The 14,342-nt window shown below is 36.8% G+C and carries 15 protein-coding genes and 1 pseudogene; 10 read left to right on the top strand and 6 right to left on the bottom strand.

Annotated features, from left to right (window positions below):
- Positions 1-424 precede the first annotated feature (424 nt).
- Positions 425-623 (top strand): annotated as a pseudogene (locus WJM97_RS11315) (hypothetical protein); the annotation flags it as partial.
- Between the two features lie 382 nt (positions 624-1,005).
- Here the strand turns inward: WJM97_RS11315 and hisA are convergent.
- From hisA to WJM97_RS11300, 3 genes are read right to left on the bottom strand one after another with little or no spacing between them, the layout of a single operon-like run.
- A complete protein-coding gene (gene hisA, locus WJM97_RS11310; protein WP_353928911.1) occupies positions 1,006-1,779 on the bottom strand; it encodes a 1-(5-phosphoribosyl)-5-[(5-phosphoribosylamino)methylideneamino]imidazole-4-carboxamide isomerase in 774 nt (257 codons plus the stop codon).
- Between the two features lie 35 nt (positions 1,780-1,814).
- Positions 1,815-2,123 (bottom strand): DUF3593 domain-containing protein, encoded by a 309-nt coding sequence (locus tag WJM97_RS11305; protein ID WP_353928910.1) that lies wholly within the window; start codon positions 2,121-2,123, stop codon positions 1,815-1,817.
- Positions 2,120-2,455, bottom strand: a complete 336-nt coding sequence (locus tag WJM97_RS11300; protein WP_353928909.1) for a DUF2499 domain-containing protein — start codon at positions 2,453-2,455, stop codon at positions 2,120-2,122. Before WJM97_RS11300 ends, WJM97_RS11305 begins: the two co-directional genes overlap by 4 nt.
- 48 nt (positions 2,456-2,503) lie before the next feature.
- Here WJM97_RS11300 and csaB point away from each other — a divergent pair, with 48 nt between their 5' ends.
- The 3 genes from csaB (at position 2,504) to WJM97_RS11285 (ending at position 5,576) form a co-directional block, all read left to right on the top strand.
- A complete protein-coding gene (gene csaB / locus WJM97_RS11295; RefSeq protein WP_353928908.1) occupies positions 2,504-3,544 on the top strand; it encodes a polysaccharide pyruvyl transferase CsaB in 1,041 nt (346 codons plus the stop codon).
- A gap of 108 nt (positions 3,545-3,652) precedes the next feature.
- Positions 3,653-5,074, top strand: coding sequence for an aldehyde dehydrogenase family protein (locus tag WJM97_RS11290; RefSeq protein WP_353928907.1), 1,422 nt, complete (start codon positions 3,653-3,655; stop codon positions 5,072-5,074).
- A 76-nt stretch (positions 5,075-5,150) separates the two neighbouring features.
- Positions 5,151-5,576, top strand: a complete 426-nt coding sequence (locus tag WJM97_RS11285) for a DUF3598 family protein (protein ID WP_353928906.1) — start codon at positions 5,151-5,153, stop codon at positions 5,574-5,576.
- A gap of 88 nt (positions 5,577-5,664) precedes the next feature.
- Here the strand turns inward: WJM97_RS11285 and WJM97_RS11280 are convergent, their stop codons facing one another.
- A complete protein-coding gene (locus WJM97_RS11280) occupies positions 5,665-6,429 on the bottom strand; it encodes a hypothetical protein (protein ID WP_353928905.1) in 765 nt (254 codons plus the stop codon).
- Positions 6,430-6,735: 306 nt separating this feature from the next.
- Between WJM97_RS11280 and hisS the strand changes: the two genes are divergently transcribed.
- Positions 6,736-8,121, top strand: a complete 1,386-nt coding sequence (hisS, locus tag WJM97_RS11275; protein WP_353928904.1) for a histidine--tRNA ligase — start codon at positions 6,736-6,738, stop codon at positions 8,119-8,121.
- Positions 8,122-8,704: 583 nt separating this feature from the next.
- Positions 8,705-9,103, top strand: coding sequence for a nuclear transport factor 2 family protein (locus tag WJM97_RS11270; RefSeq protein ID WP_353933152.1), 399 nt, complete (start codon positions 8,705-8,707; stop codon positions 9,101-9,103).
- A gap of 17 nt (positions 9,104-9,120) precedes the next feature.
- On the opposite strand, the gene WJM97_RS11265 is transcribed toward WJM97_RS11270, so the two are convergent.
- The gene (locus WJM97_RS11265) at positions 9,121-9,585 is read right to left on the bottom strand and encodes a hypothetical protein (RefSeq protein WP_353928903.1); all 465 of its coding nucleotides are present in this window, start codon (positions 9,583-9,585) and stop codon (positions 9,121-9,123) included.
- Between the two features lie 121 nt (positions 9,586-9,706).
- On the opposite strand from WJM97_RS11265, the gene WJM97_RS11260 reads away from it, so the two are divergent.
- Both WJM97_RS11260 and WJM97_RS11255 read left to right on the top strand, forming a co-directional pair.
- On the top strand, positions 9,707-10,765 hold the full coding sequence (locus WJM97_RS11260; protein WP_353928902.1) for a WD40 repeat domain-containing protein: 1,059 nt from the start codon (positions 9,707-9,709) through the stop codon (positions 10,763-10,765).
- A gap of 428 nt (positions 10,766-11,193) precedes the next feature.
- Positions 11,194-11,565 (top strand): hypothetical protein, encoded by a 372-nt coding sequence (locus tag WJM97_RS11255; protein WP_353928901.1) that lies wholly within the window; start codon positions 11,194-11,196, stop codon positions 11,563-11,565.
- Positions 11,566-11,755: 190 nt separating this feature from the next.
- On the opposite strand, the gene WJM97_RS11250 is transcribed toward WJM97_RS11255, so the two are convergent.
- Positions 11,756-12,379 (bottom strand): WD40 repeat domain-containing protein, encoded by a 624-nt coding sequence (locus WJM97_RS11250; protein ID WP_353928900.1) that lies wholly within the window; start codon positions 12,377-12,379, stop codon positions 11,756-11,758.
- Positions 12,380-12,430: 51 nt separating this feature from the next.
- Between WJM97_RS11250 and WJM97_RS11245 the strand changes: the two genes are divergently transcribed.
- Both WJM97_RS11245 and WJM97_RS11240 read left to right on the top strand, forming a co-directional pair.
- Positions 12,431-12,679: a hypothetical protein gene (locus WJM97_RS11245; protein WP_353928899.1), complete on the top strand. Its 249-nt coding sequence runs from the start codon at positions 12,431-12,433 to the stop codon at positions 12,677-12,679.
- A gap of 216 nt (positions 12,680-12,895) precedes the next feature.
- Positions 12,896-14,119 (top strand): PQQ-dependent sugar dehydrogenase, encoded by a 1,224-nt coding sequence (locus WJM97_RS11240; RefSeq protein ID WP_353928898.1) that lies wholly within the window; start codon positions 12,896-12,898, stop codon positions 14,117-14,119.
- Positions 14,120-14,342 lie beyond the last annotated feature (223 nt).

The raw sequence follows: 14,342 nt of genomic DNA, 5'->3' as shown, positions 1-14,342 counted from the left end.
ACACGGTTTTAACAAGTCTTGTGCTGCCTATGATCCAGATTGATTTTGTTAGGGATATTTTGTTTAGGCAGATTGTATTGAATTTAACAAATTGCATATATTATAAATCACATCTACTGCTAGTGAACAATAATTTTCCACAGCTTTGGCAGATTTATCGGAAAAACTTGAGTTTTTTTCTTGACCGATATATCTGCAAACAGTGTTTCTTGGCATTTATTAAATCACTAACTGTTTTAGAGGGAATTAAAACATGGAAACGCGTGCAGCTAAAGACAAAAAACAAGAACTTATACAAGCGAATATAATATGGCTTTGCCACGCCAAGGGCGAACGTGGACTAATGAAAAATCCAGAATTTTAACCCACGAAGGTGGGTTTTGTCCGTGTAGCCGCGACTTCCAGTCGCCAAGGCAAGTAATAAATTAGACTTTTAAAACACCCTCTTAATCAAGAAACAAGATTACAAAATTTATATAATTATAATTCAGTTAGAATCTGCATTAAAACAAGTTCAAGATTTAGCGGTGAAAGCTATTGAATAAACTGCAAATTTAAATTCTTATCAGGCAATTAAAGAGATAACTTTAGAACAAGTTAAAAGTCAAGAGAAGAATAAGTAATTGATAACTGATGAGGCATTGACTGAGGTGGATATTTAGCGGGCAAGATGCCCGCACCACAAAAGTTTCATAATTACGAATTACGTTCGCGTAGCGTTTCCGATAGCGTAGCGTGGCGTTAGCCATAGGAAATATTACGAATTACGAATTACGAATTACGAATTACGAATTAATTTATTCTGTTTTTGGTTTGCCAAACCCCAAAGGTGGTTTGAGTCTGCGAGTTTTATTACTTTTGCTTTGTTGTTCTTTTTGAGAATTTTGATTAGAGTTGTTACTTTGGCTAGGCATGATATTTATGTGTAAAAATTGATGGTAATTTTACCTACACAAATCAAAGTCATCATTCCTGAAATCTAAGATATTTAAGACCTATGCAAAGTTATGCAAAACTAGAAAAATCTAAATTTGGTGGGATATCTTGAATGCGTCCAGGACCAATTGCTTTTAAGGCTTCTGTGAGGAGAATATCGCCAGTGTACAGGGCTTTACCAACAATTACACCTGTGACTCCTTGGGGTTCTAATGCTAATAAACTTAATAAGTCAGTCACAGAACTGACACCACCGGAAGCGATGATGGGGATGGAAATTGCAGATGCGAGTTCTCGTAATGCGTCTAAATTGGGTCCTTCTAATGTACCATCGCGGTTGATGTCGGTGTAAATGATGGCTGCTGCACCAAGTTCTTGCATTTGGGTAGCCAGTTGGGTGGCTAAAACTTCCGAGGTTTCTAACCAACCACGGGTAGCAACTAAACCGTTACGGGCATCTATACCGACTATAATTTGTTGGGGAAATTCTTGACAGAGTTCTTGGACTAACTGGGGTTTTTCTACTGCAACTGTTCCCAGAATTGCCCACTGGACACCAAGATTAAATAATTGTGTCACACTGGAGCGATCGCGTAAACCTCCACCAACTTCTATGGGTATGGAAACAGCGTTACAAATTGCTTCAATAGCAGCTAGGTTGACGATTTTACCTGCTTTTGCCCCATCTAAGTCTACTAAATGCAATCTAGTTGCACCTTGGTCAGCCCACATTTTAGCAGTTTCGGCAGGGTTTTCGCTGAAGACTTGGGATTGTGCATAGTCTCCTTTATATAGTCGGACACAACGACCTTCTAGTAAATCTATTGCTGGTAATACTTCCATAATTCGTAATTCTTAATTTGTAATTCGTAATTAAATCATGATTCCTGGTCACTTTTGCTATTTTCTAAATTTTTGACTGCTTGGCGAAAACCTAAGACTAGCAAAATATTAGCTAGGGTTAAAAATACTTCTGCGCTTCCATGTAACCAGTCTATGTTGGCTAGTTGTTCTTGATAGTGAATTTTGGCATAAATTCCCGCTGGGATGGTTACGCCCACAAATACCAATGTGCCATAAAATCCATAAAGGGCTAAACGTGGCATTTGTGGACTGCGGCTGATAAACCACAAGAAACCCAAGTAGGGAAACAAGGAAAGGGCAAATAGGGTTTCTTTTGATATCATTGTTCTGATTTAATGGTTTCTGGTTCAATGGTGTTTGCAGACTTGGTAGAACGCCAAATCCACACGGCAGCAGCCCATAGAGTAAAATTACCGACTAAGGTCATGGTAGCTTGGAGGGTGACTAACCATTCTAAAGATTCGGAGTTGTCGAAATAATGCCAGGTACAAGCACACATAGCACTAATTAAAGCTGGTAGCATGGCGAAGGATAAACCCCACCAACTACGGTTTTCTGTTAATTCACCGTATCTCCAAATTAACCAAATGGCGACTATCCACTCAATGACGCTAGAAACATGAATTATCCAGGTGGGAATAGAAAGGGTGTGCATAAATCAATTATCAGTAAATATAAAAATCTAAAATCTAAAATCTAAAAAATGCGAGTTTTATTATCTGGGTATTACGGTAAAGGTAACGGTGGTGATGAGGCTTTGTTAGCCACACTTTTACAGATGTTACCACCTCATGTTACTCCTGTGGTACTTTCTGGAAATCCTCAAGAAACAAGTTTACGTTATGGTGTGGAAAGTTACAACCGCATGAGTTTGTTGGAAATAATTAAAGCTTTGCGTTCTTGTGATGCTTACATCTGGGGTGGTGGTAGTTTAATTCAAGATGTCACCAGTTCTATTAGTCCTTTTTATTATGGGGGATTAATGGCGATCGCACAAGTTATGGGTTTAAAAACTATCGCTTGGGGACAGGGAATAGGGCCTTTATTACGTCCCCAAACTCGTTGGTTAGCAAGGAGAAATTTTGCTGGTTGTGTGAAAGTGAGTGTTAGAGATAGTCAAAGTTCTGCATTATTATCTAATTGGAATATACCCCATATTCTTGCACCTGATCCCGTTTGGGCATTAGCATCAAAACCAGTCCCAGAATTAGCAGATTTCCCTAAATCCAGAATAGCAGTTACGCTCAGAAATCATCAGCAATTAACAGAAACTAGATTGGCAAATTTAACTCAGGCTTTAGTAAATTTACAAACAGCAACCCAAGCATTTATCTTATTAATTCCCTTTCAAAAAAGCGAAGATTTAGAAATAGCTGAACAGATAAAATTACAATTAACCAATAATAGTCAAATCCTCTGTTTAGAAGCACCTGAATTATTAAAAGGTGCATTTCAGGATGTAAATATGGTAATAGGAATGAGATTACATAGTTTAATCATGGCTGCTAGTGAAGGTTGTCGCTGTTTTGCTTTGAGTTATGATCCTAAAATTAACCGTTTAATGGAAGATTTACAAATACCAGGATGGGATTTAGAAAATATCCCTGATGACGTCAATTTGATTAGTCAAACCTGGATTGATTTTTATCAAAATAGTGATAAATTATCAAGTGAAAAAATACAATCTTTACTAGATCAAACATTATTGCATCAGGAATTATTAAAAACAGCACTGACAGATTGATAACCATTTTTTCTAATTATGCAAACATAAAAAAACTATTGAACGTCTCAGGCAATTAGGAATAATTTAACCAATAACCAATAACCAATAAGCAATAAATAATTACTAATGACAAAACCAATAGAAATTCGTAACCCCCGCACAGGTAAACTTGATTATGTAATTATTCCCCCACCGCCGAAATTACTTTCTCAGCAATGTCATAGAATGCGAAGGGGACAAATTGCTTGGGAAGAAATCGGGATTCAAATTAGAATAGAAGCACTACAACAGTGGAAACAAGCTATATTAGCAGAACGTCAAAATATAACCGACGCATTAGTAAATGACACAGGCAGATTATCAGTATCAATTTTAGAAATAGATACTTTTTTAAACAGCATTGATAGATGGTGTAATTTAGCTCCCCAGCTATTACAAACAACTGCAAAAAATACATCCATACCTTTTATTGCTTTACGACAAACTGCCGTTCCCTATACTTTAGTAGGTGTAATTAGTCCTTGGAATTTCCCACTTTTATTATCTACCATTGATACAATTCCTGCTTTATTAGCTGGTTGTGCAGTCATAGTCAAACCTAGTGAAATTACACCCCGTTTCGTTGCACCTTTAATGACTGCTACAAATACAGTTCCATTATTAAGAGATGTTTTAAACTTTGTCGAAGGTGCAGGACAAACAGGAGCAGCTTTAATAGAAGATGTAGATTTAATTTGTTTTACAGGTAGTGTAGAAACGGGAAGATTTGTCGGAGAAGCCGCAGCTAGAAACTTTATTCCCTCTTTCTTAGAATTAGGAGGAAAAGACCCAGCTATAGTTTTAGAATCAGCAGATTTAGATTTAGCAACCTCAGCAATTTTATGGGGTTCAGTTGTCAACACAGGTCAGTCATGTCTATCAATTGAAAGAATATATGTAGCTGAAGCTATTTTTGAAGAATTCTATCATCAATTAGTTACAAAAGCCCATCGTTTACAATTAGCTTATCCCACAGTTGAAAGCGGAGAAATAGGCCCAATAATTTCTGAAAATCAAGCCGCAATTATTAACGAACATCTCCAAGATGCAATTTCTAAAGGTGCAGTCATTCATTCTGGTGGTAAAATTGAAGAATTAGGTGGTGGTTGGTGGTGTCGTCCTACAGTTATCACTGAAGTTAACCATTCTATGAAAATCATGACCGAAGAAACCTTTGGTCCAATTATGCCAATTATGCCTTTTTCCACCATTGAAGAAGCTATCAATTTAGCTAATGATTCTATTTATGGATTAAGTGCTGCTATTTTTGCTGACCCACCAGAATTAGCATTAGAAATAGGAATGCAAATAGATGTAGGTGCTATTAGTATTAATGATGCAGGATTAACATTTATGATGCAGGAAGGAGAGAAAAACGCCTTTAAATTTTCTGGTTTAGGAGGTTCACGCATGGGTGCAGCAAGTTTGAAACGTTTCCTCAGAAAAAAAGCATTTTTGATTAAAACCAACACTAACAAAGACCCTTGGTGGTTTCATGATGAAGAGTAAAGAAGATGGGAGATGGGGAGAGAAATAATTCAATTACCAATTACCAAACTAAATTATGTCTAATATTCGTTTATAAATGCCAGTTTTAGCCCGTCATGAAGGTGAGTGGCAGGGAAATTACACCCTAGTTGATGTTAATGGTAAAATTATAGATCAACATCAATCACATTTAAGTTGTCAATTTCCTGAAAACGGGGAATTTTCATACTATCAAATCAATCGTTACACCTGGGAAAATGGTAAAACAGAAGAACATCAATTCCCAGGAACATATCGAGATAAAACCCTGTGGTTTGATACCGAACGTATTCAAGGTAAAGCCTGGGAAATTGATAATTCAACTGTGATTTTATGGTTTGGTTACAAACAGTTACCAGGAGCGTATCTATACGAGATGATTCAAATTAGCCCGGATAATAAAAATCGCGCTCGTACCTGGCATTGGTTTAAAAACGAGCAAATCTATCAACGTACTTTAATTAAAGAAGAAAGGTTAAAGTAACAGCAATTTCCTTTTAAAAAAAGAACGCACCCTGCTGAGAAAGGAGAATTTAAAACTTAAACTCAATGAAATTGTTTTCTATTTCTACTCATGAAGCTTTTTTAAAGCTATGTTTTTTCCTGAACTGGTGGAAGCCATAAAACACTCCACCAAATACTACTAAACTTGCGTTGGTGGAAAATCCAAAGGGAACAGGTTCAGGAGGACCAGAAAGAACAATGTTGTTGAAACCTGCTGCGGAATTTGCAGACCCAGCATTTTCATTCAAATTGATGATTATTTGGTATTGTCCAGGTGTTAGCAGACCTGACCCAATAACACCTGTTTCGACATTTCCAAAGCCATAACGACCAACCGCATTACCCGCTGTTCTGGAGAAAAAAAGTTCCTCTACTGATTCATCAGTTTTAACAAGCAAAATATTGAAGTTATCCGCATTACTACCAGTTCCCGATGCGTTACCATTAAATGCCCAATTAAAAGTTAATGTGATTGGGTTAGCAACCGCAAATGGAGTAAGTGTAAACACAGGTGAACTAGCTATGCTATTACCGTTACTCAAGCCAGGAGCTATTATACTAGTAGAACCAGTATTAGCACCTAAGAGTATAAAATTTGAATTGAATACGTTTCCAAATCCATTTTGAGGAGCTTGTATATTAACTGGTATTGATGGAGAAGCATTGTTGCTACCTGCTAGACCACTAACCGTAAAATCTGCTGGAGCAGGTGAAAACTCAAGTGCTTGAGCAGATTCGGCTGACAGAGTCATACTACCAACAGTCAGAAACCCAGACAGAGCTATTACCGCAGTAGCTAATTTTTTAAAATCCGGTTTAAATTTATACTTCATTTTTCCTGATCCTGTTTGATTTTGATACGGAAGTAAATTTCTAATGTAAATAAAACAATCAGTTAATACTTTTCTTGGCAGTCAGTTTTATTCGTTGACCCCAAGTCTACTGTACATAACTGTACATAAGTATAACCACAATTATAAAGAAACCGATTGACACAAACAATACATTTACCTAAACTTCATAAACTATTTGGGTGTATACTGATCCCTATTCTCACAGCAAATATTGCCTGTAACTGCCAAAGTTGTTTAATGTAGGATGACAAGAGATCCGAAAATTCAATTTGTTTAGGTTTAGGCATGGCAAAAAGCGATAAGATTAATTATTCTACACCCAGCGGTTTTCCCGAATTTCTCCCCAGCGAAAAGCGTTTAGAAGTACATTTATTAGATATAATCCGCCGCGTATTTGAAAGTTATGGTTTTACACCTATTGAAACCCCAGCAGTAGAAAGATTAGAAGTGCTGCAAGCGAAAGGAAACCAAGGGGATAATATTATTTATGGAATTGATCCAATTTTACCACCAAATCGCCAAGCAGAAAAAGATAAATCTGGTGAAAGTGGTTCAGAAGCAAGAGCTTTAAAATTTGATCAAACTGTTCCCTTTGCGGCTTATATTGCTCGTCATCTGAATGAATTAACCTTTCCCTTTGCTCGTTATCAAATGGATATGGTATTTCGGGGAGAAAGGGCAAAAGATGGACGTTTCCGGCAGTTTCGCCAATGTGATATTGATGTCGTCGGTCGTGGTAAACTGAGTTTATTATATGATGCCCAAATGCCGGCAATTATCACCGAAATTTTTGATGCTATTAATATCGGTGATTTTGTGATTAGAATTAATAACCGCAAAATTCTCACAGGTTTCTTTCAGTCGGTGGGAGTTGCTGAAAACCAAATTAAAGCTTGTATTGGCATTATTGATAACTTGGAAAAAATTGGTGAAGCAAAAGTTAAATTAGAATTAGAGAAAGAAGGTATTTCTTCAGAACAAACTGAGAAAATAATAGAGTTTATTAAAATAGATGGTGGTGTTGATGATATTTTAGATAAACTCAAACATTTAGCTAGTAATTTACCATCAGCAGAAGAATTTAATTTAGGAGTTAGTGAGTTAGAAACTGTAATTAATGGTGTCCGAGATTTAGGAGTAGCTGATAAACATTTCTGTATTGATTTATCAATTGCCCGTGGTTTAAACTACTATACAGGCACAGTTTATGAAACTACCTTAATTGGCCATGAAGCATTAGGTAGTATTTGTTCTGGGGGTAGATATGAGGAATTAGTGGGAATGTTTTTAGGGGAAAAAATGCCCGGTGTGGGTATTTCCATCGGGTTAACTCGGTTAATTAGTCGCTTATTAAAAGCCGGAGTTTTAAATACTTTATCTGCTACACCTGCACAGGTAATGGTAGTAAATATGCAGGAAGATTTAATGCCTGTTTATTTAAAAGTTTCTCAACAATTAAGACAAGCAGGAATTAATGTAATTACTAACTTTGATAAAAAACAAGTTGGTAAACAATTTCAGCTTGCAGATAAACAGGGAATTAGATTTTGTATTATCATTGGTGCAGATGAAGCAGCTGCTGAAAAATCATCTTTAAAAGATTTACAAACTGGGGAACAAATAGAGGTAGCTTTAATAGATTTACCTACAATTGTAAAAAGTAAGTTCTAGCAGTAAACATTAACTGTAGGGTGCGTTAAGGTCAGTGTAACGCACCAATCACCAAGGTATTTCCAAATCAAAAGGTGCTTGTGGAGAGTCAAGGACAGAATTTAGTGATTCCTCGGTTTCTACGTGTTTACGTCCTGCCAAGATATTTTTGTTCATTTTAATACCTGTATTTTTATAGATAAAGATGAGATATTGATTAAATATTATAGGCTGACAGCAATTTTATGTATAATCTTACTGAGGGGTGAGACACCTGATGGGTATAACACCACACCTAAGATTACTAAGATCAGCAATATAATTAAGTTTAATTGATTCCTTTGGCTAGGTATCAATATTTGAGGGCGATCGCACAACCATAGTATAACTATTCAGTACAACTATCACGGAACGGCGATCGCTTCTTTTTATTATTCCCCATCTCAAAATACCGCTACAATTGATAGAGAATAGGTGATAGGTGACAGGTGACAGGTGACAGGTGACAGGTGACAGGTGACAGAACTACAAAATTTTGTGATCCTAAATTTAGTCATCAGTTTCTTCATAATCACCAGTTCTACTCGGCAAAATGTAAAATCAAATCATGAACACATCAGAAAATACATTAAAAGTAGGTAAACAAGCTTTTAATTATTTTACTAAAGGCTTAGAAACTGGTAACTGGCAAGATTTTTTAGATATGCTTACCGATGATTTTAATTTTTGGTTTCCCATGGGAAAATTTCATGGTTTAAACACAGGAAAAACACGTGCAAAAGAATTTTTCACATATGTTTCTGAAGCATTTAACCCAGGATTAAAACTTACCTCCTTAGACAATATTACCAGCAACGAAAAAACCATCATCTTTGAATTTCGAGATGAAGGTAACTTATTTGGAGAACCTTATAAAAATCGTGTTGCAGTTGCTTTTGACGTGCGTGGGGATAAAATTTGCAGCTATAGAGAATATTTTGGTAGCGATGGAAAATCCTATTAATTATTAGTGATTAGTCATTAGTTCTTTTCTGCATCTAAACCATTAATTTCTCGACATTTAACTTCTGCTACTTGATAAGCATCCAAATATTTCTGATCACCTAACATCACATCCCCATAATATTGATATGGTGTATCTCCATAAATAGGTAAAGGATCATCCTCTGGATAATCTTCCTTTGATTCGTCAATAATTGTTTTTAGCTTTTTTGCACTTACACTTTGTGCAGAAAAATACCATATATTTTCAGCTTTTCTATTGAAGTGAGGAAATGTCGGATCAATAATTTTATCTTCTAACTCAATCCAAGCGTGTTCAATTGGTTTATAAGGTTGTCCAGTCACAACTATAAAACCTTGAACATATTTTGCACCTTCAGTAGCTAAAACCGCTTTGTAAGCATTATCAAATGGTTTTTTAGCTTTACTTTTAATAGTTTCAGCAATTTCTTGAGATAGGGATTCATCTAATGATTTATTCATAGGTAAAATTATGATCAATTTACTTATTTATTTAATTTCTGGGATTGTGCGGAACATGGAAAGGCAAAATTGAATCAAACCTCACATAAGAATATTACACTATTTTTCTACCAGAATGAAGATGATAGCAAAACCTAAATTTTGGCAAATTCTCACAGCAGCAACATTGATATCATCAACATTTATCAGCATTGTTACTCTAAATTATGCTATAGCTGATAATAAACCTAGCACTACTCAAGTTAGTAAAGCTATTCTTACCCTATCTGGACACACAGCACCTCTCCGCACCATTGTTATTAGTCCAGATGGTCAAACTTTAGCTAGTGGTGGTGATGACAAAACTATTAAACTTTGGCATCTTCAAACCGGTCAATTACTCCGCACCCTCACAGGACATACAGAAAATTTAACTTCTCTAGTGTTTAGTCCAGATGGTAAAACTTTAGTTAGTAGCAGTTATGACAAAACTATTAAACTTTGGAATGTACAAACCGGAAAATTAATCCGTAATCTGAGTGGACATTCCGCACCAATAACATCTATAGCTATTAGTCCAAATGGTCAAATTTTAGCTAGTAGTAGTCATGATAAAACTATTAAACTTTGGAATTTGAGTAATGGGAAATTAGTTCATAGTTTTAAAGTTTTAGCAACTGCTGTAGTCATTAGTCCAGATGGTCAAACTTTAATTAGTGGTCATGAAGATGGAATTATTAAACTCTGGAATCTTTACAGCAGAAAATTAATTACTAATTTAGTACCACCAAAACCAAAAAATCCAACCTATGATTTTCAACGCGCTTCTAGTGTGACATCTCTAGCTATTAGTGCTGATGGAAAAACTTTAATTAATGGTGGTTATGACGATTCTCATATGTCAATTCAAGAAACGGATGGTAAAAATATTAAAGTTTGGAATCTGAAAACCGGTAAGGTTATTCATAATTTATCTACTGGAATTGGTAGCGTTGATGCTGTATTAATTACTCCCGATGGTAAAAGTTTTATTTCTGGTGGTTTAGGTAGTCAAATTAGTATTTTTAATTTAGAAACTGGTAAATTAATCCGCACTCTTGAAGGTCATGCAGGGGGTATTTATGGGTTAGCAGTAAGTCAAGATGGCAAAACTTTAATTAGTGGTAGTGGTGATAAGTCAATTAAGGTTTGGCGATTATAGCAGGTGACAGGGAACAGGTGACAGGTGACAGTCCTAGAAGTCTTTCAGTGTCTAAGTTTTAGTTCTGTTTAATTTCCTAAGCTACAGCATCACCTAAATCGACTAAAACCGCATAAAACAACCAAGTTGCCCAAATCTGCAATTTAAGGTTCTTCAGTACATAGTATGCTAAATTATTAAGATAAAAAATCTAAATCAGATGAAAATAACATTCTCATCGAAGTTGTATTAGCTGAAAAAAGACTTTTATGTATAGGTAGGCACAACGATGGGCAAGGACTTGAGGGACATTTTCCTGTTTCCATATAAACATTAATTTAATAAAACTTGTTCATCTTGTTACGTTATTTTTACTAAGTGTGTTCGGATTACCTCACAGTCATCTGTGTTTGTAATCGCTATGGTGTAAGCAGTTACCTAAAACAAATATGCTAAAAAATAACAGAAACAGCGGAAATATGGAAAAAGTAAACAAAATTCGTGATTTTTACTTTGCTGTGTGTGCAATTGAAGAATACCAAGAAGAATTAAGAAATTGCACTACTAAAGTAGAAATTATCAACTTGGCTAAAGAAAAGAATTTCGATATAGACGGAGAAATATTTGAACAAGGGATACGTAATGCGTTTGAGTCGCTTCCGTTATGTGACAGGTTTGGGGATGGTAAAACATTTACTCCTGAGTGGGCATCAAATAAGCCTCTCATACCAGTAACAAATGAGGTTATGTACCAGGACTTTTTGAAAAGATTGCTTGGGTATAAGTATCTTAAATCGTTAGGAATTGATGGAATTCAATAACCTGAGTAGTTTTTAATGAAAATAAAGGGAGTCGTTTCGCTCCCTCTCTCTTTTGATAATAGATTGGGTAGACTTCCTCTATAGATTAAAACGGTGTTTTCCCGGTTTTGACAGTCAACCAATTGGAGACGTTGTAGAACAATTTAACGACCTCTCAACACCTGAATCATCACGCAAATTCTTATTATGACTACTCTAACCGCCAAATTTTAATATCCCCGTCACCACTCCCACTGACCAAGGTTTTACCATCGGAACTAATGACTAGGTTATCAATCCTGTAAGAATGACCAGTGAGGATAGATTTTAATTCTCCTGTAGCCAAATGCCAAATTTTGATAGTGTCATCAACACCGCGACTAAACAAGCTCTTACCATCGGGGCTTATAGCTAGGGAAAAAACACCACCAGAATCACCAGTAAGGGTAGATTTTAATTCTCCTGTGGCTAAGTTCCAGATTTTGATACTGTGGTCACGACTTCCACTGACCAAAATCTGACCATCAGGGCTAATAGCCATATCATTAACCCAGTCAGAATGACCAGTGAGGGTAAATTTTAATTTTCCAGTGGCCAAGTTCCAAATTTTGATAGTTCTATCTTCACTCCCAGTAACCAAAGTTTTGCCATCAGGGCTGATAGCTACATTATTAACCCAGCCAGAATGACCAGTGAGGGTAAATTTTAATTCTCCTGTAGCTAAGTTCCAAATTTTGATAGTTCCGTCCCAATTCCCAGCGACCAAAGTTTTGCCATCAGGGCTGATAGCTACATTATTAACCCAGCCAGAATGACCCGCGCGGGTTAATTTCAATTTTCCAGTGGCTAAGTTCCAAATTTTGATAGTTTTACCACAGGAGTAGTGATGCTTTTGGGAGTGACTGTGGGTGTAGTTGGAGTAACTGGAAAAGAAGGAGTGTTAGTTTTTAGTGCTACTGGTTGTGATTTACTATTACTTTCATTACGTGGTTGTAATACACATCCTACTAATCCTGACAAGAGAATTAGGTTTAGCCGGAGCAGCAGCAAAGCCACAGGATTTGCCATTCCTAGTTTTATACATAAAATTGATCAATATTGGGATATTCACCTAACTTTGTTCAGAGAAGCCTAAAAATTTACAAGAAATGAGCAACAATCTTGTTTTATTCACTAAATTTTACTAACCAACCAACCCATCTGATTACCCAACTTCCCTGCTTTGGTGAAGGTGAAGCTACCCCACACAAAGGTCATTTCATCGTCCATACCTCATTTCTTGGCAATTTACAGAAATTATTTAACCATACTAAAAATTATGCACACAGTGATTTTGTGGAGATAAAAAATCATGAAACTGATCAGAACTCTTCTTGCCAGAAAATTACTTTTTGGCATAGTTGTAGTAGGAATTTCAGCTTGCAACTTACCAACAACTGAGTCCGCAAACACTAATAATCAACAAACAGCCCAACAAGTTAGCCAACAAACAGCTACTAACAATCAAGCCTGTACCTTAGTAGAAAATGGCTTCGGTTCACAAGGACAGGTAAAACTGCGGGTAGAAGAAGTCGTAACAGGTCTAGAAGTTCCCTGGGGAATAGCTTTTCTGCCCAATCAAGATATGTTAGTTACCGAACGACCGGGACGAGTTCGCCTGGTACGGAATGGTAAACTGATTCCCCAACCAGTAGCTACTATTAATGTTACAGAAAGCGGTGAAGATGGTTTACTCGGTATTGCCACCCATCCCAACTTTGCCAAAAACCGATTTTTTTACATTTACTACACCGCTGATAAAAATGGATCACAGGTTAATCGTGTAGAAAGATGGCGACTATCTCAGAACGGACTTACTGCTTCCCCGGATAAAATAATTGTTGATAATATTCCCGTAGCACAATTTCATAACGGTGGTCGTATTCGCTTTGGACCTGATGGAATGCTTTACATTGGCACTGGTGATGCTAGAGAACCGCAAATTTCCCAGGATGTTAATAGCCTTGCTGGTAAAATTTTGCGTGTTACACCTGACGGACAAGTACCACCAGATAATCCGTTTGCTAACAATCCTGTTTATATCACTGGGATTCGCAACACTCAAGGGTTTGATTGGCTGGATAAATCAACACTATGGGTAACAGACCACGGACCTAGTGGGGATTTGGGAAGAAGGGGTCACGATGAACTCAGTTTAGCAAAAGCAGGAGATAACCTGGGCTGGCCTACTATCTACCGTTGTGAATCACAGAAAGGAATGGTTACTCCGTCCATTGTTTGGCGTGAAGCTTTACCTCCTGGTGGTGCAGCAATTTATACAGGCAATTCTCTTCCTGAATGGAAAGGGAGTTTAATAATTGCCACTCTTCGTTCTCAACACTTGCAGCGCGTTGTTTTCAACCCCCAATCTCCCCAAAAAATTGAGCGTCATGAGGTATATTTGCAAGGGCAATATGGTAGGCTGCGAGAAGCAATTATGGGGACAGATGGTGAATTATATGTCACCACCAGTAATTGTGATGGCAGGGGAAATTGTCCTCCACAGAGGGATAAAATTCTGCGTATTACTCGTTAAGTTCATGCGATCACCTCCGGTGCGCCGTAGGCGATCGCAGGAATAGGATTTTGCGTAGGTTTTGTTTATACCCCAAAGCTTCCCATATCTTCCCAGTTTGTGTGTAAAATTCTGGAAACCTAGCTTCAGCTTGTGAAGTCCTAGATAATGTAAACACTACACAAATTCAGGCAACGATTATGTAATCCTTTGGCTCAATCAAATTCTCATTTATCGCGAATGG

It is taken from the genome of Okeanomitos corallinicola TIOX110 (genome assembly GCF_038050375.1).
Lineage (GTDB): Bacteria > Cyanobacteriota > Cyanobacteriia > Cyanobacteriales > Nostocaceae > Okeanomitos > Okeanomitos corallinicola.
The sequence above is the reverse complement of the archived record's forward strand: the minus strand, read 5'-3'. Positions and strand labels throughout refer to the sequence as shown.

Coding starts and splice junctions, on each gene's coding strand:
- WJM97_RS11300 (WP_353928909.1), bottom strand. CDS start 2,455: ATGCACACCCTTTCTATTCCCACCTGGATAATTCATGTTTCTAGCGTC.
- WJM97_RS11290 (WP_353928907.1), top strand. CDS start 3,653: ATGACAAAACCAATAGAAATTCGTAACCCCCGCACAGGTAAACTTGAT.
- csaB (WP_353928908.1), top strand. CDS start 2,504: ATGCGAGTTTTATTATCTGGGTATTACGGTAAAGGTAACGGTGGTGAT.
- hisA (WP_353928911.1), bottom strand. CDS start 1,779: ATGGAAGTATTACCAGCAATAGATTTACTAGAAGGTCGTTGTGTCCGA.
- WJM97_RS11255 (WP_353928901.1), top strand. CDS start 11,194: ATGCTAAAAAATAACAGAAACAGCGGAAATATGGAAAAAGTAAACAAA.
- WJM97_RS11245 (WP_353928899.1), top strand. CDS start 12,431: ATGCTTTTGGGAGTGACTGTGGGTGTAGTTGGAGTAACTGGAAAAGAA.
- WJM97_RS11260 (WP_353928902.1), top strand. CDS start 9,707: ATGATAGCAAAACCTAAATTTTGGCAAATTCTCACAGCAGCAACATTG.
- WJM97_RS11285 (WP_353928906.1), top strand. CDS start 5,151: ATGCCAGTTTTAGCCCGTCATGAAGGTGAGTGGCAGGGAAATTACACC.
- WJM97_RS11240 (WP_353928898.1), top strand. CDS start 12,896: ATGAAACTGATCAGAACTCTTCTTGCCAGAAAATTACTTTTTGGCATA.
- hisS (WP_353928904.1), top strand. CDS start 6,736: ATGGCAAAAAGCGATAAGATTAATTATTCTACACCCAGCGGTTTTCCC.
- WJM97_RS11305 (WP_353928910.1), bottom strand. CDS start 2,123: ATGATATCAAAAGAAACCCTATTTGCCCTTTCCTTGTTTCCCTACTTG.
- WJM97_RS11280 (WP_353928905.1), bottom strand. CDS start 6,429: ATGAAGTATAAATTTAAACCGGATTTTAAAAAATTAGCTACTGCGGTA.
- WJM97_RS11265 (WP_353928903.1), bottom strand. CDS start 9,585: ATGAATAAATCATTAGATGAATCCCTATCTCAAGAAATTGCTGAAACT.